This is a genomic window from Nocardioides solisilvae, assembly GCF_003194625.1.
In the GTDB taxonomy this organism is placed as follows: Bacteria; Actinomycetota; Actinomycetes; order Propionibacteriales; family Nocardioidaceae; genus Nocardioides; species Nocardioides solisilvae.
The window spans coordinates 759,673-778,725 of record NZ_QHKX01000003.1; the positions used below are offsets into that span (position 1 = coordinate 759,673).

Annotated in this window: 18 protein-coding genes; 7 read left to right on the forward strand and 11 right to left on the reverse strand. The window is 75.2% G+C overall.

Going from position 1 to position 19,053, the window contains the following annotated elements; translation table 11 throughout:
* Nucleotides 1-15 precede the first annotated feature (15 nt).
* From DNK53_RS18420 to rsmI, 4 genes are all read right to left on the reverse strand, one after another.
* Nucleotides 16-1,137, reverse strand: a complete 1,122-nt coding sequence (locus tag DNK53_RS18420) for a resuscitation-promoting factor (protein ID WP_110183079.1) — start codon at nucleotides 1,135-1,137, stop codon at nucleotides 16-18.
* Nucleotides 1,138-1,396: 259 nt separating this feature from the next.
* On the reverse strand, nucleotides 1,397-2,284 hold the full coding sequence (locus tag DNK53_RS14975; RefSeq protein WP_239456551.1) for a TatD family hydrolase: 888 nt from the start codon (nucleotides 2,282-2,284) through the stop codon (nucleotides 1,397-1,399).
* Nucleotides 2,281-3,141 carry an alpha/beta fold hydrolase gene (locus DNK53_RS14980; RefSeq protein WP_110183080.1) on the reverse strand — a complete coding sequence of 287 codons (861 nt, stop codon included), beginning with the start codon at nucleotides 3,139-3,141 and terminating at the stop codon, nucleotides 2,281-2,283. Before DNK53_RS14980 ends, DNK53_RS14975 begins: the two co-directional genes overlap by 4 nt.
* Complete coding sequence (gene rsmI / locus DNK53_RS14985) at nucleotides 3,138-3,962, reverse strand: 16S rRNA (cytidine(1402)-2'-O)-methyltransferase (RefSeq protein WP_239456568.1); 825 nt, start codon at nucleotides 3,960-3,962, stop codon at nucleotides 3,138-3,140. Before rsmI ends, DNK53_RS14980 begins: the two co-directional genes overlap by 4 nt.
* 152 nt (nucleotides 3,963-4,114) lie before the next feature.
* Here rsmI and DNK53_RS14990 point away from each other — a divergent pair, with 152 nt between their 5' ends.
* From DNK53_RS14990 to DNK53_RS15000, 3 genes are read left to right on the forward strand one after another with little or no spacing between them, the layout of a single operon-like run.
* Complete coding sequence (locus tag DNK53_RS14990; RefSeq protein WP_239456552.1) at nucleotides 4,115-5,698, forward strand: dolichyl-phosphate-mannose--protein mannosyltransferase; 1,584 nt, start codon at nucleotides 4,115-4,117, stop codon at nucleotides 5,696-5,698.
* Nucleotides 5,699-5,735: 37 nt separating this feature from the next.
* Nucleotides 5,736-6,689, forward strand: a complete 954-nt coding sequence (locus tag DNK53_RS14995) for an iron-containing redox enzyme family protein (RefSeq protein WP_110183196.1) — start codon at nucleotides 5,736-5,738, stop codon at nucleotides 6,687-6,689.
* Nucleotides 6,686-6,910 carry a CDGSH iron-sulfur domain-containing protein gene (locus DNK53_RS15000; RefSeq protein WP_110183197.1) on the forward strand — a complete coding sequence of 75 codons (225 nt, stop codon included), beginning with the start codon at nucleotides 6,686-6,688 and terminating at the stop codon, nucleotides 6,908-6,910. The genes DNK53_RS14995 and DNK53_RS15000 overlap by 4 nt, the downstream gene beginning before the upstream one ends.
* Nucleotides 6,911-6,971: 61 nt before the next feature.
* Here DNK53_RS15000 and DNK53_RS15005 read toward each other — a convergent pair whose 3' ends face one another.
* Nucleotides 6,972-8,516, reverse strand: coding sequence for an FAD-dependent oxidoreductase (locus DNK53_RS15005; protein ID WP_110183083.1), 1,545 nt, complete (start codon nucleotides 8,514-8,516; stop codon nucleotides 6,972-6,974).
* Nucleotides 8,517-8,668: 152 nt separating this feature from the next.
* Here DNK53_RS15005 and DNK53_RS15010 point away from each other — a divergent pair, with 152 nt between their 5' ends.
* The 3 genes from DNK53_RS15010 to DNK53_RS15020 all read left to right on the forward strand — a co-directional run bounded on the left by DNK53_RS15010 (nucleotide 8,669) and on the right by DNK53_RS15020 (nucleotide 10,632).
* Nucleotides 8,669-9,406 carry an ANTAR domain-containing protein gene (locus DNK53_RS15010; RefSeq protein WP_110183084.1) on the forward strand — a complete coding sequence of 246 codons (738 nt, stop codon included), beginning with the start codon at nucleotides 8,669-8,671 and terminating at the stop codon, nucleotides 9,404-9,406.
* Nucleotides 9,407-9,554: 148 nt separating this feature from the next.
* Nucleotides 9,555-10,361 carry a SigB/SigF/SigG family RNA polymerase sigma factor gene (locus DNK53_RS15015; RefSeq protein WP_239456553.1) on the forward strand — a complete coding sequence of 269 codons (807 nt, stop codon included), beginning with the start codon at nucleotides 9,555-9,557 and terminating at the stop codon, nucleotides 10,359-10,361.
* Between the two features lie 97 nt (nucleotides 10,362-10,458).
* Nucleotides 10,459-10,632, forward strand: coding sequence for a CsbD family protein (locus DNK53_RS15020; protein ID WP_110183085.1), 174 nt, complete (start codon nucleotides 10,459-10,461; stop codon nucleotides 10,630-10,632).
* Nucleotides 10,633-10,683: 51 nt separating this feature from the next.
* Here DNK53_RS15020 and DNK53_RS15025 read toward each other — a convergent pair whose 3' ends face one another.
* The 5 genes from DNK53_RS15025 to DNK53_RS15045 all read right to left on the reverse strand — a co-directional run bounded on the left by DNK53_RS15025 (nucleotide 10,684) and on the right by DNK53_RS15045 (nucleotide 16,436).
* Nucleotides 10,684-11,517 carry a glycosyltransferase family 2 protein gene (locus DNK53_RS15025; protein WP_110183086.1) on the reverse strand — a complete coding sequence of 278 codons (834 nt, stop codon included), beginning with the start codon at nucleotides 11,515-11,517 and terminating at the stop codon, nucleotides 10,684-10,686.
* The gene (locus tag DNK53_RS15030; protein WP_110183087.1) at nucleotides 11,514-12,500 is read right to left on the reverse strand and encodes a glycosyltransferase; all 987 of its coding nucleotides are present in this window, start codon (nucleotides 12,498-12,500) and stop codon (nucleotides 11,514-11,516) included. Before DNK53_RS15030 ends, DNK53_RS15025 begins: the two co-directional genes overlap by 4 nt.
* Entirely contained in the window at nucleotides 12,497-13,543 is a 1,047-nt protein-coding gene (locus DNK53_RS15035; protein ID WP_204163941.1) for a glycosyltransferase, read from the reverse strand. The genes DNK53_RS15030 and DNK53_RS15035 overlap by 4 nt, the downstream gene beginning before the upstream one ends.
* Nucleotides 13,544-13,569: 26 nt before the next feature.
* Nucleotides 13,570-14,673 (reverse strand): glycosyltransferase, encoded by a 1,104-nt coding sequence (locus DNK53_RS15040; protein ID WP_204163942.1) that lies wholly within the window; start codon nucleotides 14,671-14,673, stop codon nucleotides 13,570-13,572.
* 140 nt (nucleotides 14,674-14,813) lie between these two features.
* Entirely contained in the window at nucleotides 14,814-16,436 is a 1,623-nt protein-coding gene (locus tag DNK53_RS15045; RefSeq protein ID WP_110183089.1) for a glycoside hydrolase family 16 protein, read from the reverse strand.
* Nucleotides 16,437-16,531: 95 nt separating this feature from the next.
* Here DNK53_RS15045 and DNK53_RS15050 point away from each other — a divergent pair, with 95 nt between their 5' ends.
* Complete coding sequence (locus tag DNK53_RS15050) at nucleotides 16,532-18,367, forward strand: ABC transporter ATP-binding protein (protein WP_110183090.1); 1,836 nt, start codon at nucleotides 16,532-16,534, stop codon at nucleotides 18,365-18,367.
* A gap of 22 nt (nucleotides 18,368-18,389) precedes the next feature.
* Here DNK53_RS15050 and DNK53_RS15055 read toward each other — a convergent pair whose 3' ends face one another.
* Nucleotides 18,390-19,028 carry a hypothetical protein gene (locus DNK53_RS15055; RefSeq protein WP_162599969.1) on the reverse strand — a complete coding sequence of 213 codons (639 nt, stop codon included), beginning with the start codon at nucleotides 19,026-19,028 and terminating at the stop codon, nucleotides 18,390-18,392.
* Nucleotides 19,029-19,053 lie beyond the last annotated feature (25 nt).

Sequence of the window (19,053 nt, forward strand, 5' to 3'; positions counted from 1 at the left end):
GGGAGCGGGAGCGCGTCAGCGCAGGCCCAGCTGCGCCGAGCAGTGCGGCCACTGGCCCCAGCCGGCACGGGCCTGGAGGATCGAGGCGCGCTTGATCTGCTCCTCGCGGCTGTGCTGGTGCGGGAGGCCGCTGCCGCCCACCGACCGCCACGTGGCGGCGCTGAACTGCACGCCCCCGTAGTAGCCGTTGCCGGTGTTGATCGCCCAGTTGCCGCCCGACTCGCACTGCGCGAGCCGGTCCCACACGGTGCCGCCGTCGGCGAAGTTGGCGCCCGAGGACTTCGTGCCCACCCGGACGGTCGCGTCGACCGGCTTGCGGCGCACGGTGGTGTCGACGGCGGTGCGGTCCACCAGCTCGCCGTTCTCGTAGCGCAGGCGGTAGGTGACGTCGCGCAGGCCGGTGCGGCCCTCGCGGACGGTCTCCTCCTCGCCCTCGAACAGGTCGGCGTCCTCGCGCTCGACGGTGCGGAAGGCGATCTCCTCGCCCTTGACCTGCTTGCGGAGGACCTTCACGCGGGTCACGGTGATCCGGTCGCCGGGCTCGACCGCGCGGCGCGGGGCGGGCTTCACCACGTCGTCGGCGTCGACCCGGATGCCGAGCTCGTCGAGCACCTCGGCCACGGTGAGCGCGGGCACCTGGTGGCGCTTCGCCTTGCGGCCGGCGACGGCCACGGCGACGCGCTTGGGGGTGACGACCTCCAGCTCCATGCCGTCGCGCCGGATCGAGGCGCTGCGGCTGGCCGAGAGGTCGGCGCCGCGGAACCGCGCGCCGATCTGGGCCAGGGCGCCGTCCACGTCGGCGGCCGTGACCCAGTGGGTCTCCGACTCGCCGTCGACCACCAGCTCGAGGGGGCGGCCGAAGGCCACGGTGACCTCGCTGCCGTCGCGGACCTCGGCGTCGAGGGACGGCGCGACCTCGTCGCGCGCACCCACTTCGATGCCCTCGGCGGCGAGGACGTCGGCCACGGTGTCGCCCATCGCGGTGACCTCGCGGGTCTCGCCGTCCAGCGTCAGGGTCACCGACTTGGTGAGGGCGGAGTATCCGAGCGTGGTGCCCACGAGGGCCACGGCCACGAGGGCCACCAGCGAGGCGAGCAGCGGGGTGCTGCGGCTGAGCTGTGCGATCTTGTCGCGCACACTTCTCCAAGCGTCGTGCTTCCCGGGCCTCGGTGACCGGCGCGGGACGCGGCCGGCACCGGGTGGGTGCGGTGGCACGGGCTCCGCGCTGGTCGAACATCGTTCCGATCCCGGCCAACAATCACGGGACGATAACGAAAATTGGGTACGGGCCAAACTCGAACTGCCTCATCTGGGGGACGAGGTGACCAGCCTCTCGTCCCACCAGCCCCACGAGGGGCCTGACGTCACAGGGCCACCAGGCCCTGCGCACGACGCGCTACCAGGCCCCGCCGAACGCCACCTCGGTGTTGGCGTCGATCGCGGCGCAGAGCTCGCCGAGGTCGTCGCCGCGGACCTCGGCCATCGCCCGGACCGTGTGCGGGACGAGGTAGGAGGCGTTGGGCCGGCCCCGGTAGGGCATCGGGGTGAGGTACGGCGCGTCCGTCTCGACGAGGACCCGGTCCCGGGGGGCGACGGTCAGCGCCTCGCGCAGCGGGCCGGCGTTCTTGAACGTCACGGTCCCGGCGAAGCTGAGGTGGGCGCCGCGGTCCAGGCACACCCGTGCGAAGGCGGCGTCGCCGGAGAAGCAGTGCATCACCCAGCGGTCGGGGACGCCCTCGGAGTCCAGCACCCGCAGCACGTCGTCGTGGGCGTCCCGGTCGTGGATCACCAGGGTCCTCCCCAGCCGCTTCGCGAGGTCGACGTGGCGGCGGAAGCTCTCCTCCTGCGCGGCCCGCCCCTCCTCGCCGGTGCGGAAGTGGTCGAGGCCGGTCTCCCCCACCGCCCGCACCTTGTCGTGGGCCTGCGCCAGCGCCTCGATCTCGGCCAGCGCCTCCTCCAGCCGCCCCTCGGCCGCGAGCCGGGGCGCCTCGTTGGGGTGCAGCGCGACCCCGGCCACCAGCGCGTCGTGCTCGGCGGCCGCCTCCACCGCCCAGCGCGCGCCCGGCAGGTCGCAGCCGATCTGCACGATCCGGGGGACGCCGACCGCGGCGGCCGCGGCGACCGCGTCGGCGGTGGCCAGCCAGTCGCCGTCCGCGATGTCGAGGTGGCAGTGGTTGTCGACCACGGGGTGGGGCAGCGGCTCCGGGGCGGGCGGCCGGGCCCGGTCGCGGGCGGCGCCGGACCGCTCCTCGGTCGCGGCACGGGTGCGGATCGGTTCGCTCACCCGACCGACCGTATCCGGGCCAGCACCGCGGCCGTCAGCGCCTCCGGCGCCTGGCGCGGGATCCAGTGGTTCATCCCCTCCAGCACCACCAGCTCGTAGTCGGCGTCCACGAAGTCGCCGCACGCCTCCGCCGCCTCGCGACTGAGCGCGACGTCCCGGTCGCTCCAGACGTAGGTCGTCGGCACCCGGATCCGGCCGACCCTCGGCGGCGACAGGAAGGCGCCCCGGTACCAGCCCAGCGCCCCGGGCAGCGCCCCGTCCTCCAGGATCTCGCGGTGCACCCGCTCGACGTCCTCGGCGCGCATCCCGCCCTTGCGCAGCGGGACGTCGAAGAAGTCGGGCCGCGCCCGGGTCAGGGTCTCGAGCAGGCCCGGCACGTTGAACGGCAGCACGTACCAGGAGCGCGCCAGCTGGGGCCCGTGGAGGCTGGCGCGGAGCATCGCGCGGGGGTGCGGCACCGAGACCGCGGTCAGGGTGCGGACCAGGTCGGGACGCCGGTCGGCCAGGCCCCAGGCGACCGCGGCGCCCCAGTCGTGGCCGACGACGTGGACCGGGCCGCCGACCTGTTCGACGAGGGCGGCGACGTCGGCCACCAGCTCGGGGAAGCGGTAGGACCACCGCGTCGCCGGCCGGGCGCGCGGGGAGTAGCCGCGCTGGTCGGGGGCCAGGGTCCGCAGCCCCTCGGCCTGCAGCAGCGCCGCGACCGCCTCCCACGAGCTCGCCCGCTCGGGAAAGCCGTGCAGCAGCACCACCCGCTCGCCGTCGAGCGGCCCGCCGTCGACGACGTCGAAGACGAGGGAGCCCCGGCGGTACTCGCCGACCCGCGCCCCGGCGTACGGCGCTCCCGCGGCCGTCACCGGACGTGCACCACGTCGTAGACCACCCGCTTGGGCACGCCGGCCCGCTTCGCGACCGCTGCGATCGCCTCCTTGCGCGTCATCCCGTCCTCCTCCGCGTCGGCGACGGCGGCGGCGAGGCTCTCGGGGTCGTCGCCCACCTCCGGCGCGGCCTCGGCTCCGGCGACCACCACCGTCACCTCGCCCCGTACCCCGTCGGCCGCCCAGGCAGCCAGCTCCCGGAGCCCGCCGCGGCGCACCTCCTCGTAGGTCTTGGTGAGCTCGCGGCAGACGGCGCCCGGCCGGTCGTCGCCGAGCGCGTCGGCCATCGCCGAGAGCAGGGCGGCGGTGCGGTGGGGCGCCTCGAAGAAGACCATCGTCCGCTCCTCGTCGCGGAGCCGGTCCAGGCGCCGCGCCCGCTCGCCGGCCTTGCGGGGAAGGAAACCCTCGAAGCAGAACCTGTCGACCGGCAGCCCCGAGACCGCCAGCGCGGTGAGGACGGCGCTGGGCCCGGGCACGGCGGTCACCCGCAGGTCGTGCTCCACCGCGGCGGCGACCAGGCGGTAGCCGGGGTCGGAGACGCTCGGCATCCCCGCGTCGGTGACCAGCACGACCCGGTCACCGGCCAGCAGCGCCTCGAGCAGCGCCGGGGTCCGGGCCTGCTCGTTGCCCTCGAAGTAGGAGACCACCCGCCCTCCGACCTCGATCCCGAGGTCGGAGGTGAGCCGACGCAGCCGCCGGGTGTCCTCGGCGGCCACGACGTCGGCGGTGGCGAGCTCGTGGGCGAGCCGGGGCGGGGCGTCGCCGACCCGCCCGATCGGGGTGGCGGCCAGCACCAGCACCCCGTCGCCGTCGCCGCGCCCGCCGCCGGTCCGGTCACCGCCCTCGTCGTCGCCCCCGTCACCGCCCTGCTCGTCGAGCCCGTCGTACCGGTCGTCCCGCGCCTGGTCCATGGCCCCCATCCTGCCCCGCGGTCCGTCTACAGTGTCCGATCGTGATCCCCACGCGCCGCCGGCCCCGGCTCCAGGACCCGGTCGTCGCGTGGTCCGCGGCCCTGCTGCTCACGGGCGTCACCTTCCTGCTGCGGGTCGTCCGCCTCGGCTCGCCCCACCAGTTCTCCTTCGACGAGACCTACTACGCCAAGGACGCCTGGTCGCTGCTGCACCACGGCTACGCGCGCGGCTACGTCGAGGGGGCCAACGAGACGATCCTGTCGGGCAGCACCGACGACGTCTGGCTCGGCGACCCCTCGATGGTGGTCCACCCCGAGGTCGGCAAGTGGCTGATCGCGCTCGGCGAGCAGGCCTTCGGGATGGACCCCTTCGGCTGGCGGATCGCCTCGGCCGTGGTCGGCTCCCTCATGGTGCTGGTGATGTGCCGGCTCGCGCTGCGGCTGACCGGCTCGGTCCTCTGGGGCCTGCTGGCGGGCCTGCTGCTCGCCCTCGACGGCCTCCACCTGGTCCTGTCGCGGCTCGCGCTGCTCGACATCTTCCTCGCGTTCTTCCTGCTGCTGGCCGTGCACTGCCTGGTCGCGGACCGGCAGTGGTTCCACCGCCGGCTCGCGGAGCGGACCCCCGACGGGGTGACGAAGGGCTGGGGCCCGCGGGTCTGGTTCCGGCCGTGGCTGCTCGCCGGTGGCGTCGTCTTCGGCCTCGCGATCGGCACCAAGTGGACCGCCCTCTACCCCCTGGCCGTCTTCGGCCTGCTGGTCTGGGGCTGGAGCGCCGGGGCCCGGCGCGCCCGCGGGGTGCGCTGGCCGGTCCTCCGCTCGGCGCTGCTCGACGGCGTCCCCGCCTTCGCGCACCTCGTGCTGGTCGGCTTCGTCGTCTACGTCGCCTCCTGGACCGGCTGGCTCGCGCACGCCGAGGAGTACGAGCGGACCCTCTCCAACACGCAGTACTCCACCCACGACGGCGGCAAGGCGTGGCCGACCCGCGAGGAGCCCGACGCCGAGGGCCTCGCCGAGGTGAAGCAGTCGCTGGTCTCCCTGGCCTACTACCACCGCGACGTCTACACCTTCCACACCGCCTTCCTCAACGACGCCACCCACACCTACGCCTCCAAGCCGGGCGGGTGGCTGCTGCTCAACCGCCCCGTCGGCGTGGCCACCGAGCTCGACATCCAGCCCGGCGAGCAGGGCTGCGACGCCCCGGCTGGCTCCACCTGCCTGCGCCAGGTGCTGCTGCTGGGCAACCCGGTGGTCTGGTGGGGCGGCACGCTGGCGCTCGTCGCGGCGCTGGTGCTGTGGGTGGGCGCCCGCGACTGGCGCTTCGGCGTCCCGGTCGCCGGCGCGGCGTCCACCTGGCTGCCGTGGTTCCAGTACGACGACCGCACGATCTTCCTCTTCTACGCGATCGCGACGCTGCCGTTCATGGTGCTGGCCACGGTCCTCGGGCTGGCCCGTCTGGTCGGCCCCGACCTGCGGCCGAGCCGGCGGCGCACGCTGGGCGCGGTCGTGGCCGGCTCCTACGCCGTCCTGGCCGCGGTGGCGTTCTGGTGGTTCTGGCCGATCTGGACCAACGAGCTGGTCACCCACGCCGAGTGGCTCCAGCGCATGTGGTTCAAGCGCTGGATCTAACGGCATGGGCGCGGGGGGCGCGGGGTACGGCGCGACCATGCAGCTGCCTCCTCCGCGCGGGACCCTGAGCCACCGCGTCCGAGACGCCCTCGCCGGGTCGAGCACCCGGCCCCTGGCCTCGCGGCCCTCCCCCGTCGCCGACGACCACCACGACGCCGCGCTGGCGCTGTGGATGCTCTACGAGCTGCACTACCGCGGCTTCGACGGCGTCGACGACCGGATGGAGTGGGACGCCACGCTGCTCGGGCTGCGCCGCCACCTGGAGGACGACCTCGAGCAGGACCTGCGCACCCGCTTCGCCAAGTCGGGCACCTCCGCGGAGTCGGTGGAGGAGATCTTCCGGATCTGCGACGAGCACGAGGGCGCCGCGCTCTCGCCGTACCTGCACCGCCACGCCACCCGCGAGCAGTTCCTCGAGCTGCTGCGGGCGCGCTCGGTCTACCACCTCAAGGAGTCCGACCCGGTCTCCTGGGCGATCCCGCGGCTGGGCACCGCCGCCAAGGCCGCGCTCGTGGAGCTGCAGTACGACGAGTACGGCGGCGGCGACCCCAACCGGCTGCACGCCCACCTCTTCGCCCGGGGGATGGCGGCCTGCGGCCTGGACCCGACGTACGGCGCCTACGTGGCGCAGGCGCCCACCGAGGTGCTGGAGCAGAACAACGTGATGAGCCTCTTCGGGCTGCACCGCCGGCTCCGCGGCGCCGCGCTCGGCCACCTGGCCGCCTTCGAGGTGACCAGCTCGCTGCCCAGCCGCCGGATCGCCCAGGGGCTCGACCGCCTCGACCTGGCCGACGCGATGCAGCACTACTACCGCGAGCACGTGGAGGCCGACGCGGTCCACGAGCAGCTGGCCGTGCGGACCATCTGCGGGGCGCTGGTCGCCGAGTCGCCCGAGCTGCTCGACGACGTGGTGCTCGGCGCGTTCGCCTGCCTCGACCAGGAGGAGCGGATCGCCCGGCACTTCCTCGACCGGTGGGAGGCGGCGGCATGAGCCGGTCCGTGGAACCGCCCGCGGGGATCGCGCACGCCGACGTCGTCATCTGCCCCGGCGGGCCGATGCTGCTGCGCGGCGACCACCTCGTCGACGACGGCCAGGGCAACCTGGTCCGCACCCAGCGCCCGGTCAGCGCGGTCTGCCGGTGCGGCAAGACCGAGACCGCGCCGTGGTGCGACGGCACCCACAAGGTGCTGCCGCCCAAGCTGCGCCCCTGACCGCTAGGGCGCTCAGCCCTCGATCCGGCCGGGGCGTTCAGCCCGACCCGCTCGGCGGCGCTCAGCCCTCGATCCGCCGCAGGGGCGTGGTGGCCGGCCCCTCGAGGACCTGCCCGTCGAGCTCGAACCGCGAGCCGTGGCAGGGGCACTGCCATTTCTCGGCCGTCTCGTCGAGGGAGACCAGGCAGCCCATGTGGGTGCACGCGGCCGAGACCTGGTGGAGCACGCCGTCGCGGTCCCGGTAGGCGGCGACCACGTCGACCCCGCGCTGGAAGCGTCCGGCGGTGCCGGGCGCCAGGTCCTCGGCCGAGCCGGGGAGCACGCTGCTCCCCGCGGCGACCAGGCGTCCGGTCACCGCGTGCCCGACGAAGGCGGCGCCCTGCTGGGCCAGGTGCCGGCTCTCGGCCGCCCAGCGGGCCCGGCCGACGGTGAAGAGGTCGCGCCAGCCCAGCTCGCGGCCCCCGGCCCGGGAGAGCTCGGGGTCGAGCACGAGGTCGCTCAGCAGGACACCGGCCAGCACGCCGTTGGCGATCCCCCAGCCGCCGAACCCGGTGGCGCCCCAGACGCCGGAGCCGGGCCGGGTGACCGGTCGCAGCTCGCCGATGAACGGGATGCGGTCGGGCGAGTCGTGGTCCTGCGCCGACCACTGCCGCGTCACCCGGTAGCCCGGCAGGCGGTCGCGGGCCCACCCCATGAGGTCGCTGAGCCGGACGGCGGCGCTCTCCTTGCCGGGCATGTGCGGCGCGCCCGAGACCAGGAGCTCGGGCCCGTCCGACCCGGTGGCGGGGCGCAGCGCGGGCGAGTCGGGACCGACCCCGACGTACATGTCCCCCAGCTGGGCCCCCGCGGGCAGCGGGCCGCTGAGCACGTGCTCGCGGTGGGTCTTGAGCCGGGCGAAGAGCACTCCCTCGGAGAACGCCGGGAAGTGGGTGGCCACCACCACGTGGGGGGCGCGCACCGTGAAGCCCTGCTGGGTGACGGCCCGGTGCGGGTCGCCGGTGTCGAGCTCGACGACCCGGCTCTGCTCGTGCAGGACCCCGCCGGCGCGGACGAAGTCGGCGGCCAGCGCGTCGAGGTAGGCGACGGGGTCGACGAGCAGCTGGTGCTCGAGCCGGAGGGTCTCGGTGACGTCGAAGGGCAGCCCCGGGTCGCTCCCGGTGCGCACCGGGAGCCCGCACCCGGCCAGGACCTCGGCCTCGCGCCGCAGCGCGGCCGCCTCCTGCTCGTCCTCGGCGAAGAGCCAGCTGGTGCGGCGCTGCAGCCCCACGTCGGCCCCGATCCGCGCGACGACGCCCGCCAGGTGCTCGACGGCCATCCGCTGGGACTCGGCGTACGCGCGGGCCGACGCGAGGTCGGCGCGGTCGGCGATCTGCGAGTACGTCGTGCCCTGCAGCGCGCTGACCTTGGCGGTCGAGCCGCCGGTGGTGCTGGTCCCGATCTCGCGCGCCTCCAGCAGCACCACGCGGCTGCCGGCCCGGGAGAGCTCCCAGGCGGTGCTGAGGCCCGTGATCCCGGCCCCCACCACCAGCACGTCGGCCTCGGTGTCGGCGGCCAGCGGAGGGTGCGCGACGGCGCGTCGGCCGTCGAGCCAGATCGGGTCGCTCACCCGCGCGGCGTACCCCGGGGCGCCGGGCCGGAAACCCGGGGCGCTCCCTCCCCCGGCTGCCGTGGCTGCGCGAATGTGTGCCCGGGTGGTTGAATGAGCGAGAAGAGGTTCTGCCGCGAGCTTCTGGTACCACTGCTGTACGGAGAATCGGCATGACCATCGAGCTCGAGACAGTCCGCAAGGACGAGGCGTTCCTCACCTCACCCGACGCCCTGTGCGTCCTGGACGAGGACCTCGTCGTCCGCGCCGTCAACCCGGCGTACCTCACCCTCTCGGGGATGGTCGAGGACGAGCTGCTCTCGTTCGGCCTCTTCGACGTCTTCCCGGCCAACCCCGAGGAGCCGGAGAGCGACGGCCACGTCGAGCTCCGCGCCTCGGCCGAGCGCGTGCTGCGCGAGGGCCGGCTGCACCACATGCTCGTGCAGCGCTACGACATCCCCGACCGGGCGCGCGAGGGCGGCCGCTTCCTCACCCGCTACTGGCTGCCGATGAACCGGCCCCTGCTCCACGGCTCGGGCGTGCGCGGCGTGATCAACCGGGTCCGCCCCGTCGAGCCGCCCACCCCGGAGGCCCTGTCCGCCATCCAGGCGGTGCGGGAGGCCACCGGTGGAGGCCTCTTCCTCGACGAGCCCGCCGACGAGGCGCGGATCGAGGCCTTCGGCCGCGCGGTCGAGCGGATCGCCAACCTCGGGCGGGAGGTCTCCCAGCTGCGGGAGGCGCTCACCTCGCGCGCCACCATCGAGCAGGCCAAGGGCCTCGTGATGGCCGACCGCGGCTGCACCCCCGACGAGGCCTTCAAGGTCCTCGTCAAGCTGTCGAACGACACCAACGTCCGGGTCGCCGAGGTGGCCCGTGCCCTCGTCTACAAGGCCCAGAACCTCATGGTTTGATGCCCCCATCCAGGGGGTCTGAAACCTCTTCGAAAGAAGTTTTTTATTCTTCTTTTCTCGCCTTGCACAGCGGGATTTCGCGTGCTTACCTAGGGCGAGTGGTCGAGAAGTCGTTGCCACGTCAACCCCCAATTCTGGGAGGTTACCCGTGTTGCAGAAGCTTGCCAGCAAGGCTGGCGTCGAGAACATCTGGCCCGACCCCGCCGACCGTCGTGCTGCCACCGCGCAGCTGCTCGAGAAGGCGGCCACCAAGGAGGGCGACGAGCGTCGTGAGATCGAGGAGCTCGTCGTCGAGCTCAACGTCGAGGTGGCGCGGGACGTCGCCCGGCGCTACCGCAACCGCGGCATCGACCTCGACGACCTCGAGCAGGTCGCCTGCCTCGGGCTGGTCAAGGCCGTGCGCCGCTTCCAGGCCGACAAGGGTCGGGACTTCCTGAGCTTCGCCGTGCCCACCATCCGTGGTGAGCTGCGCCGGCACTTCCGGGACCGCGGCTGGATGGTCCGCCCCCCGCGCTCCATCCAGGAGATGCAGGCGGCCATCAACGGGGCCGAGGAGGCGCTGGTCCAGGAGCTGGGCCGCTCGCCGCGTCCCCGCGAGATCGCGGCCCACCTGGGCGTCGAGCTCGACCTGGTGCTGGAGGCCCTGGGGGCGAGCGGCTGCTTCGTGCCCAGCTCCCTCGACGCCCCGCTGACGCCGGGCGAGGCCAACGAGCTCGGCAACTCCCTCGGCGAGGACGAGTTCGGCTTCGACGCCGCTGAGGCCCGTGCCGCCCTCGAGCCGGTGCTGGCCACCCTGACCGAGCGTGAGCGCCGGATCCTCGAGCTGCGCTTCGCCGGCGGCAAGACCCAGGCAGAGATCGGTGCCGAGATCGGCGTCACCCAGATGCAGGTCTCCCGGCTCCTCAGCGCCACCCTGACGAAGCTCAGGACGGCGATGGAGGCCTCCGCGGCCTGACCGCGTCGCCCACGACGTGACCCGAAGGGGCCCGGACCGCATGGTCCGGGCCCCTTCGGGTACGTCCAGGGTGTCCCCAACACGAGGAGGAAGACCCATGGGTCTCGACGACAAGATCTCCAACGCCACCGACAAGCTCTCCGGCAAGGGCAAGGAGGCGGCGGGCGACGCGACCAACGACCGCGACCTCCAGGCCGAGGGCAAGGCGGACCAGTCGGTGGCCGACCTCAAGCAGGCCGGCGAGAAGGTCAAGGACGCCTTCAAGAAGTGAGCCGTCGCCCCGCGGGGCGACGTCCGACCACGGGCTGGGAGCGCGTGACCCTCAGGTCACGCCCTCCCAGCCCGTCTGCGTGCGGCGCACCAGGCCGCGCTCCTCGAACGCCGTGAGCCAGCCCTCCATCGGCCACCAGCCCCATCGGTCGGCGAAGAGGGCGCCGTTGCGCAGGATGTCGTCGAGGTGGCGCACGGGCGGGTCCTCGACGGGGTGCCACTGGTGCAGGGCGAGCGCCCCGCCCACCCACCAGCCCGGCAGCCCCGCGGCGCGCGCCCGCTGGCCCAGGTCGGTGTCCTCGCCCCCGTAGCCCCGGTACGCCTCGTCGAAGCCGCCCAGCGCCCGCCAGGCGGCCGGTCCGACGGCGAAGGAGAGCGACCAGAAGAGCCGCCAGTCCTCGACCGGCAGCAGCTCCCCCTCGGCGGGGGCGGGCCGTGCGGCGTGCGGCCGGGCCGCGGCGAGCTCGTCGGCGGCGTACCCCTCCCCCGGGTCGCGCGCCGGCGGGAGGTAGGCGACGGGGCCGCACAGCACGGCCGGGGCGTCGGCGTGCCGGACCGCGGCCTCGGCGTAGCGGGAGAGCATCCGGGGGGCGGCCAGGCAGTCGACGTCGAGCAGCACGACCAGGTCGGCGCCCCGGCGCCACGCCTCGTCGACCGCGAGGTTGCGCGCCCGCGCCAGCGGGAGCCGGCCGTCCTCGGTCGCCACCTCGAGCACCCGGCTGCGCGCGGCGAGCGGGCCGTCGGCCACGACGTCGGCCACGCCGGGGTCGCCCATCGAGACCACGACGACCTCGTCGGGGACCCGCTCGCCCCGGCGCAGCGACCCGTGCTGCCGGGCCAGGTGCTCGTGGCGCCCCGCCACCACGGTCGCGACGGAGACCCTCACGCCGGGGTCCAGCCCGCCAGGAGGTCGGCGAAGCGCCGGGCGCCCTTGCCGTCGTGCCAGCGGCCCCAGGCGGCTCCCCCGGCCGCCGCCGCCCGGTCCAGCAGCCCGGGCAGCCGCGCGTCGTCCGGCCAGCCCACGAGGGGGACGCCGATCCCGAGCCGCTCCAGCCGGGCCACCGTGTGCTCCTGCTCGTCGAAGGGGCGGGGGTCGGCGACGACCACCGCGGGCGCCGCCGCCGCGGCCACCTCGGCGACGGCGTTCTGGCCCGCGTGCGTGACGACGACCTCGGCGGTGCACAGGTGACGCCAGACCTCGTCGGGGTCGGCGGTGCTGGCCTGCCCGATCCACTCGCGTCGCGGGTCGGCGCGCCGCAGGCGGGCCAGCAGCTCCTCGCGGTCGTGGGCCCCGCCGCTACCCCACAGCAGGTACGCCGTGCCCGGGCGCCGCGGGCCGGCCGGCGGGCGCCCGTCGAAGCGGCTGATCGCCCCCACGGCGTGCAGCGGGGCGGCGCGGGACCCCTCCACGGGCCCCGGCACGAGCTCGGTCGCCTCGGGGGGCCAGGCACCCACCCGCAGCTCCGCGACGTCGTACCCGAGCCGGTGGGGCCGGTCGCCCCGGTCCCCGGGCATCGCGACGACCACCACCGGGGCGCCGCAGAGCCGGGCCAGGAGGGTCACCTCGACCGAGACGTCGACGACCACGAGCCTCGGGCGGGCCTCGGCGACCCAGGCGGCGAGCTGGGCGGAGCGGGCGGCGAGGCCCGCGTCGTGGCGGGGCACCCAGTGCAGGGCCCCGCGGGCCGTCACGTCGCGCCCCTGCGGCCCGAGGGCGTCGTCGCGCTCGAGCCGCACCCAGCCGCCGTCCCAGTCGTCGGGGCGCGGCAGCGAGCTCAGCACCGTGACCTCCTCGTCGAGGTGGGCGGTGACGGCGAGCATTCGGTGCAGGTGGCCGGCGCCGTGGTGGTGGACGTACCAGCCGATCACGCCGCCTCCTCCGCCCCCAGCCGGGCGTAGAGCCGCAGGTAGCGGTCGACCATCGCCTCCACCGAGCAGGCCGTGACCGCCCGACGGCGCGCCGCGGCCCGGTCGAGCCGTGCCGCCTCGGGCACGGCGGCGGCTGCCGCCTCGACGTCGCCGGCCGCGACCAGCCGGGCGCTCGCGGCGTCCACCACCTCGGGGAGCCCGCCCCGGGCGAAGCCGACCACGGGCGTGCCGCAGGAGAGCGCCTCGGCCGCGACGAGGCCGTAGGGCTCGTCCCAGTCGGGCGTCACCAGCGCCACCGCGCTGCGTCCCACCAGCTCGGCCAGCGCGGCCTGGCGCAGGTGACCGGCGTAGTGCACGTCGCGGCCCAGGTGGGGCTCGACGTGGTCGCGCCAGTAGGCGTGGTCGACCACCGGTCCGGCCACGACGAGGCGGCGTCCCGCGCGCCGGGCCACGTCCAGGGCCAGGTGCAGCCCCTTCTCGGGGACGACCCGGCCGAACCAGACCAGGTCGTCGCCGCCGGGACCCTCGGGCCAGAGCCGGGTGTCGATCCCGTTGGGCACCACGCCGGCCCGCGTCACGTGGGACCACTGGTGGGCAGTGAAGTCGCTGACCGCCACGAAGTGGCTGTGCGCCGCCTGCGACTGGTCGATCGCGGGCTCCAGCCACGGCGTGGGCGGGGTGTGCAGCGTCGTGAGCATGGGCATCGGCAGGGCGTCGGCCATCGCCACCGGGAGGTGGTGCAGCGAGTTGTTGTGCACCAGCCCCACGTCGCCGCGCCGTGAGAGGTCGAGCATGAGGCGGAGGTAGGCGTGGTGCTGCTCCAGCCACTCCTCCGGCGGCATCGAGACGTCGGCGCGCGCCAGCGCGCTGACCCGCGCCGGCCGCACGGCCAGCTCCTCCACGCCCAGCTGGGGGTCGCTGCCGGGCGCCGCGCAGACCCGGACGCCCACCCCGCGGGCCGCCAGTCCCCGCGCGAGGTGCCAGGTCATCGCCTGCAGGCCGCCGGCGAAGGGCTCGGCGATCGGGTAGCGGGAGTCCGCCACGATCGCGACGGTGAGGCCGTGGCGCCTCACCGGCCCAGCACCGAGGCGTAGAGGTGGTGGTGCTCCGCGGCGATCCGCTCCCGCTCCGCACGACGCTCCGCCGGGTCGGCCTGCCAGCGCGGGCGGTCGGCGTACGCCGTCAGCACGGCCGTCTCGAGGCTCGCGACGTCGAGGCCGTCGCGGTCGAGGCGGTAGGAGAGGCAGGGGCGCTGGTCGGCGTAGTACCCGCAGGTCGACGCGGCGACCGCGGTGCCGAGGTCGTGGCAGGCCTCGAGCCACCCGGAGTGGGTGCCGAAGCGGTACGGCAGCACCGAGAGGTCCAGCCCGCGCAGGTAGTCCCACAGCTCGTCGTCGGAGTAGAAGTCGTGCACCGACAGCTCGACCAGCCCGTCGGCCGCGAGCGCGGTCAGCAGGCCCGCGACCTCGGGGTCGTGGTTGCGGGAGCCGGGCGTCATCACGTCGGTGTGGACGTCGACGCGCAGCGTCGCGTCGGGCAGCGGCGCCAGCACCTTGACGAGGGTGTCGACGACCGGCACCGGCTCCATCCCGGCGCGCAGGCTCTTGAGGTGCACGCCGACCACGAAGCCGTCGTGCTCGGGCCGCGGGGCGCCCAGCATCTCCTCGGGGACGACGTGAGGGTGCGGCAGCACCAGCGGCTCGCGGCCCCAGCGGCGCGCCACCTCCGCGGCCGCCCCTCGGGTCAGGGTGACCAGGGCGTCGGCGGCCGGCACCAGCACGTCGAGCTGGGCGTCGTGCAGGGCGCTGTCGCGGTGGTGGGGGTTGTGCAGGTCGTGGACCGTGTAGACCAAGGGCTTGCCGCACTCGCGCAGCGCCTCGACCCAGGCGCGCAGGTCCTCGGGCGAGCGCGCGTCGAAGCCGAAGTGCAGGTGGGCCAGGTCGAAGGAGTCCCGGTGCTCCCGCACCCAGTCGGGGTCCAGGGAGGGCGGGGGCCACCACTGGGCCGACGGGACGTCGCCGGGGACCGGTGGGTCGGGCAGGCGGACGACGTCGTCCGACGCGCCCTCCGGGCCCGGACGTGGACCTGCCCCGGCATCCGTGGCTCGCGCCGGCGGCGCCAGGTGGCGCACGTAGACATGACCCGACGGGACCGACAGCACGCGCAGCGACATGCAGCTCTCCTGGACGTGGTGCCTCGCCGCCCGACTTCCTGAGCGGCCCAGCGGACGTACCCCCGGGGGCGGGCCGGCAAACGGACCCGCACCGGCCCGCACGGGTCCGCACCGACCCCGCGGGGGCGGTGACGCGGCGCTCAGAAGAGCAGCCAGTCGCCCTCGGGGGTCGCCTCCAGCGCGCTGAGCTGCTGGGTGAGGAGCTGCTGGAACCCCGAGGCGGCACCGAGCACGTGGACCGCGGTGCGGCCCTGGTCGTCGCGGTCGACGAGCTGCAGGTCGACCCGGCCGTCGCCGTCGTGGTCGGCGAGGGTGGCGGTCCAGGTGGCGGGGTCCACCGCGGGCAGGACGGTGGCGGTCTGGGTCAGGTAGGTCGCGAAGCCGGTGGCCCCGCCCAGCACGTGCACCTCGACCTGGCCGCTGGGCCCGGCGAGGTCCACGACGTGCAGGTCGGCGACGCCGTCCCCGTCGTGGTCGCCCAGGGCGGTGACCCAGCGCGGGTCGTCGAGGCCGGCGAGCGGGGTGGTGTGGGTGGCCAGCACCTCGTGGAACCCCGAGGCGGCGCCCAGCACCGTGACGACCGTCCGGCCGGCGCCGTCGCGGGTCAGCACGTGGAGGTCGGCGCGGCCGTCGCCGTCGGCGTCCCCGGCGGCGACCCGCGCCCCGGCCGCGGCGGAGAGGTCCACGGCGCCGACCACGACGTCGTGGGCGAGGAAGCCCTGGAAGCCGGATGCGCCGTCCAGGACGTGCACCGTGCCGGAGGGGTCCACGGCGTAGAGGTCCTCCACCCGGTCGCCGTCGTGGTCGCCGCGGGTCAGCCGCCAGTCGCGGACGAAGAGCGGGATCGCGGTCTGGGCGGCGAAGCCCCCGAAGCCCTGCTCCGCGTCCAGGGCGTGCAGCTCCATCGCGCCCGTGGCGCCCGGGCGGACCGCGTGGACGCCGGAGGGCTGGAAGGCCGCCTGGCCGCGCCCCACCACCTCGACCCGGACCCAGTCGACGTACATCGACGAACCCGAGAGGTCGCCCTCCGGCACCCCGCAGGAGGGCTGGAGGGCGTCGTCGCAGTTGCGCTTGTGCTGCAGCCGCAGGTGCTCCGGCGCCACCGGGGAGTGCGGCGCCGACCAGGTCTCCCGGCCGTCGACGAAGAGGCGGGTCGGGGTCGCCGCCGCCGTCGCGGGGTCCAGCCCCGGGCCCGCGTAGGTGAACTCGGCGGCGTACTCGTGCCAGCCCGACATGTCGGCCGGGTAGCGGTCGCCGACGCACTCCATCGGGCCGGTCCGCGGGAAGTAGCGCCAGTAGAAGGCGACCTGGACGCGGCAGCGCCCCTCGCCGCCCCAGCTCTCCACCACGTCGATCTCGCCGACCCGGTCTGCGTGCAGGCCGCGGAGCCAGAAGGCGGGGTGCGTGCCGGTCCGGCGCGGCATCTTCACGGCGGCGGTCACCCGGTAGGTGGTGCCGACGGTGAGCGGGACCGGCTCCCGGCTGATCAGGTTGCCCTCGGGGCGCACCCGGACGACGGTGCGCCCGTCCTCCACGGTCAGCGGGGTGCGCTCCGGCGTCGAGCTGGCGAGGTGCTCCCAGTGCTCCGCGGGGGCTCCGGTCTCCGTGGGCGCGAAGTCGTCGAAGAAGACCTCCCCCTGCGGGGCCTGCGCGACCGGCGCCACCACCGGCGTCGCGGGCACGACGGGCGCCGACGGCAGCGCGCCGCCCAGCACGGTCGTCACCACGGCCAGGAGCTCGCGGAGCCAGAGGAAGTCGAGCATGGGTCCTGTCGGGGTGGAGGGCGGTCGGTCGTCGATTGAACCGGCTGGGCGCCCGGGAGGCAAACGCGCAGGACCCCCTTCCTAGGATCGTCCGCATGCCCTCCCCCACCCCGCAGGACCGGCCCCTGCGCGCGCTCTGGCAGCGCCACCGCGCCTACCGGGGCCGCTTCGTCGCCGCGGTCGCGACCTCGACGGTCAACAAGGTCGCCGACGTGATGCCCGAGATCCTCATCGGCGCGGCGGTCGACGTCGTCGTGCGCGGCGACGCCTCGTTCGTCGCCACGCTGCTGGGGGTGGAGTCCCGGCACGCCCAGCTCGGCTGGATCGCCGCGGTCAACGTGGCGGTGTGGCTGGTGGAGTCGCTCAGCCAGTACGTCGCCGACGTGCTGTGGCGCGGTCTGGCCCAGGGGGTCGAGCACGACCTGCGGGTCGAGGCCTACGACCACGCCCAGCACCTCGACGTCGGCTGGCACGAGGGCCGGCCGCAGGGGACGACGCTGGCCACCCTCAACGACGACGTCAACCAGCTCGAGCGGTTCCTCGACGTCGGGGCGCCGCAGATCCTGCAGACCGCGCTGAACGTCGTCCTCGTCGGCGCCATCTTCGCCGCGGCCTCCTGGCAGCTCATGCTGCTGGCGTTCCTGCCCATCCCGCTCATCGTGCTCGGCTCGCTGGTCTTCCAGCGCCGCCTCGAGCCGCTCTACGCCCGGGTCCGCGAGGCGGTCGCCGACCTCTCCGGGACGCTGAGCGCCAACCTGGCGGGCATCACCACCATCAAGGCGTTCACCGCGGAGGACCGCGAGCGCGAGCGGGTGCGCGCGGTCTCGGCCGCCTACCGCGACGCCAACACGGACGCCATCCGCTCCTCGGCGGCGTTCGTGCCGCTGGTCCGGCTGGCCATCCTCGCGGGCTTCACCGCCACCCTGCTGCTCGGCGGCTGGGCCACCCTGGACGGCCGGCTCGAGCTGGGCGTCTACTCGGTGCTCGTCTTCATGACGCAGCGCCTGCTCTGGCCGCTGACCCGGGTGGCGGAGGTCCTCGACCTCTACCAGCGCGGCCGCGCCTCCACCGTGCGGATCCTCGCGCTCCTCGAGGAGACCAGCCAGGTGCCGGCGGGCGGCTCCTCCCTGCCCCAGCCGGTCCGCGGCCGCCTCGAGCTGCGCGGCGTCCGGGCCGGGTACGGCGAGGGGCCCGACGTGCTGCACGGGATCGACCTGGTGGTCCCCGCCGGGGAGACCCACGCCGTGGTCGGGCCGACCGGCGCCGGCAAGTCCTCCCTGCTGCGCCTCGTGATGCGGTTCGACGACCCGCGGGCCGGCGCCGTGCTGCTCGACGGCCAGGACGTGCGCGACCTCGACTGGGAGTCGCTGCGCGGCTCCACCGGCTACGTCGCCCAGGACGTCTACCTCTTCGCCGGGACCATCGCGGAGAACATCGCCTACGGCCGCCCCGACGCCACCCGCGAGGAGGTCCGGGCCGCCGCCGAGGCCGCCGCCGCGTGGGAGTTCGTCGAGGCGCTGCCGGGCGGCCTGGACGCCCCTGTCGGCGAGCGCGGCGTCACCCTCTCGGGCGGCCAGCGGCAGCGGCTCGCCCTGGCCCGGGCGCTGCTCCGCCGGCCCGCCGTGCTGGTGCTCGACGAGGCGACCAGCGCCGTGGACAACGAGACCGAGGCGGCGATCCAGCGCTCCCTGCGGGTGGCCACGGCCGACTGCACGGCGCTGGTGGTGGCGCACCGCCTCTCGACCGTCCGGCACGCCGACCGCATCTGGGTGCTCGACGCCGGCCGGGTGGTCGAGCACGGCACCCACGACGAGCTGGTCGTCTCCGGGGGCGCCTACGCGCAGCTGTGGGCGGTGCAGACCGGCGACCAGGCCTCGGGCTCCCCCCTCGAGGACGTCGTCACGGGCGGTCGCGCGGACGACCCCGCCTGATGACGTCCGGGGTGCCGACGGGTCAGCGGGGCGCCCAGACCCGCGGGGTGGCGCGGTTGCTGGTCGCCCGGTCGCTGTGGACGGTGTCGGCGTAGGGGAAGTTGGGCGCCCCCCGGCGCACGAGCTGGGCGCTCACGTTGGCCCGCACCCACGCCGGCTCCCCCAGGCAGGAGCGCGGCACCTCGATCGTCACGAGGTCCAGGTCGCGGTCGACGAAGTGACCCAGCCCGTCGCAGTCGATCTTGGCCCCGCCCGGCTCGCGCAGCAGGTTGTGCCCGCCCCTGGCCTGCCCGCGGCGGGCGACGATGCGCGAGAAGGCGAAGGTCCGCCCCGGGAGGGCGAACCCGACCCAGAAGGTCGTGCGGTTCCCCGGCTGGAGGTCGACGAAGCGGCTCTGGACGACCACCCGGTCGGCGGTGTGGCGCACCACCGTCCGGCGCAGGTCGATCTCCGGCACGTCGCCGACCTCCCACCACTCGTCGGTGCGCCGGTCGGCGCGCCAGACGTCCCCGGTCCCGTCGACCACCACGACCCGGGAGGGCGGCTGGCCGGCCGCCCCGGCCGCCCCGGGGGCGAGGACCGCCCCCGCCGGCGTGCCCGTCACCGTCGCCAGCGCCGCCGCGAGGGCTACCGCACCCGCCAGTCCAGTCCTCAGGCGCATCGTCGTCCCCTCACGTCCCGCGGTC

Bases quoted from the DNA above. Each gene is read 5' to 3' on its own strand.
- DNK53_RS14995 (WP_110183196.1), top strand. From the start codon at position 5,736: ATGCAGCTGCCTCCTCCGCGCGGGACCCTGAGCCACCGCGTCCGAGAC.
- DNK53_RS15000 (WP_110183197.1), top strand. From the start codon at position 6,686: ATGAGCCGGTCCGTGGAACCGCCCGCGGGGATCGCGCACGCCGACGTC.
- DNK53_RS15010 (WP_110183084.1), top strand. From the start codon at position 8,669: ATGACCATCGAGCTCGAGACAGTCCGCAAGGACGAGGCGTTCCTCACC.
- DNK53_RS15020 (WP_110183085.1), top strand. From the start codon at position 10,459: ATGGGTCTCGACGACAAGATCTCCAACGCCACCGACAAGCTCTCCGGC.
- DNK53_RS15040 (WP_204163942.1), bottom strand. From the start codon at position 14,673: ATGTCGCTGCGCGTGCTGTCGGTCCCGTCGGGTCATGTCTACGTGCGC.
- DNK53_RS15045 (WP_110183089.1), bottom strand. From the start codon at position 16,436: ATGCTCGACTTCCTCTGGCTCCGCGAGCTCCTGGCCGTGGTGACGACC.
- DNK53_RS15050 (WP_110183090.1), top strand. From the start codon at position 16,532: ATGCCCTCCCCCACCCCGCAGGACCGGCCCCTGCGCGCGCTCTGGCAG.
- DNK53_RS15055 (WP_162599969.1), bottom strand. From the start codon at position 19,028: ATGCGCCTGAGGACTGGACTGGCGGGTGCGGTAGCCCTCGCGGCGGCG.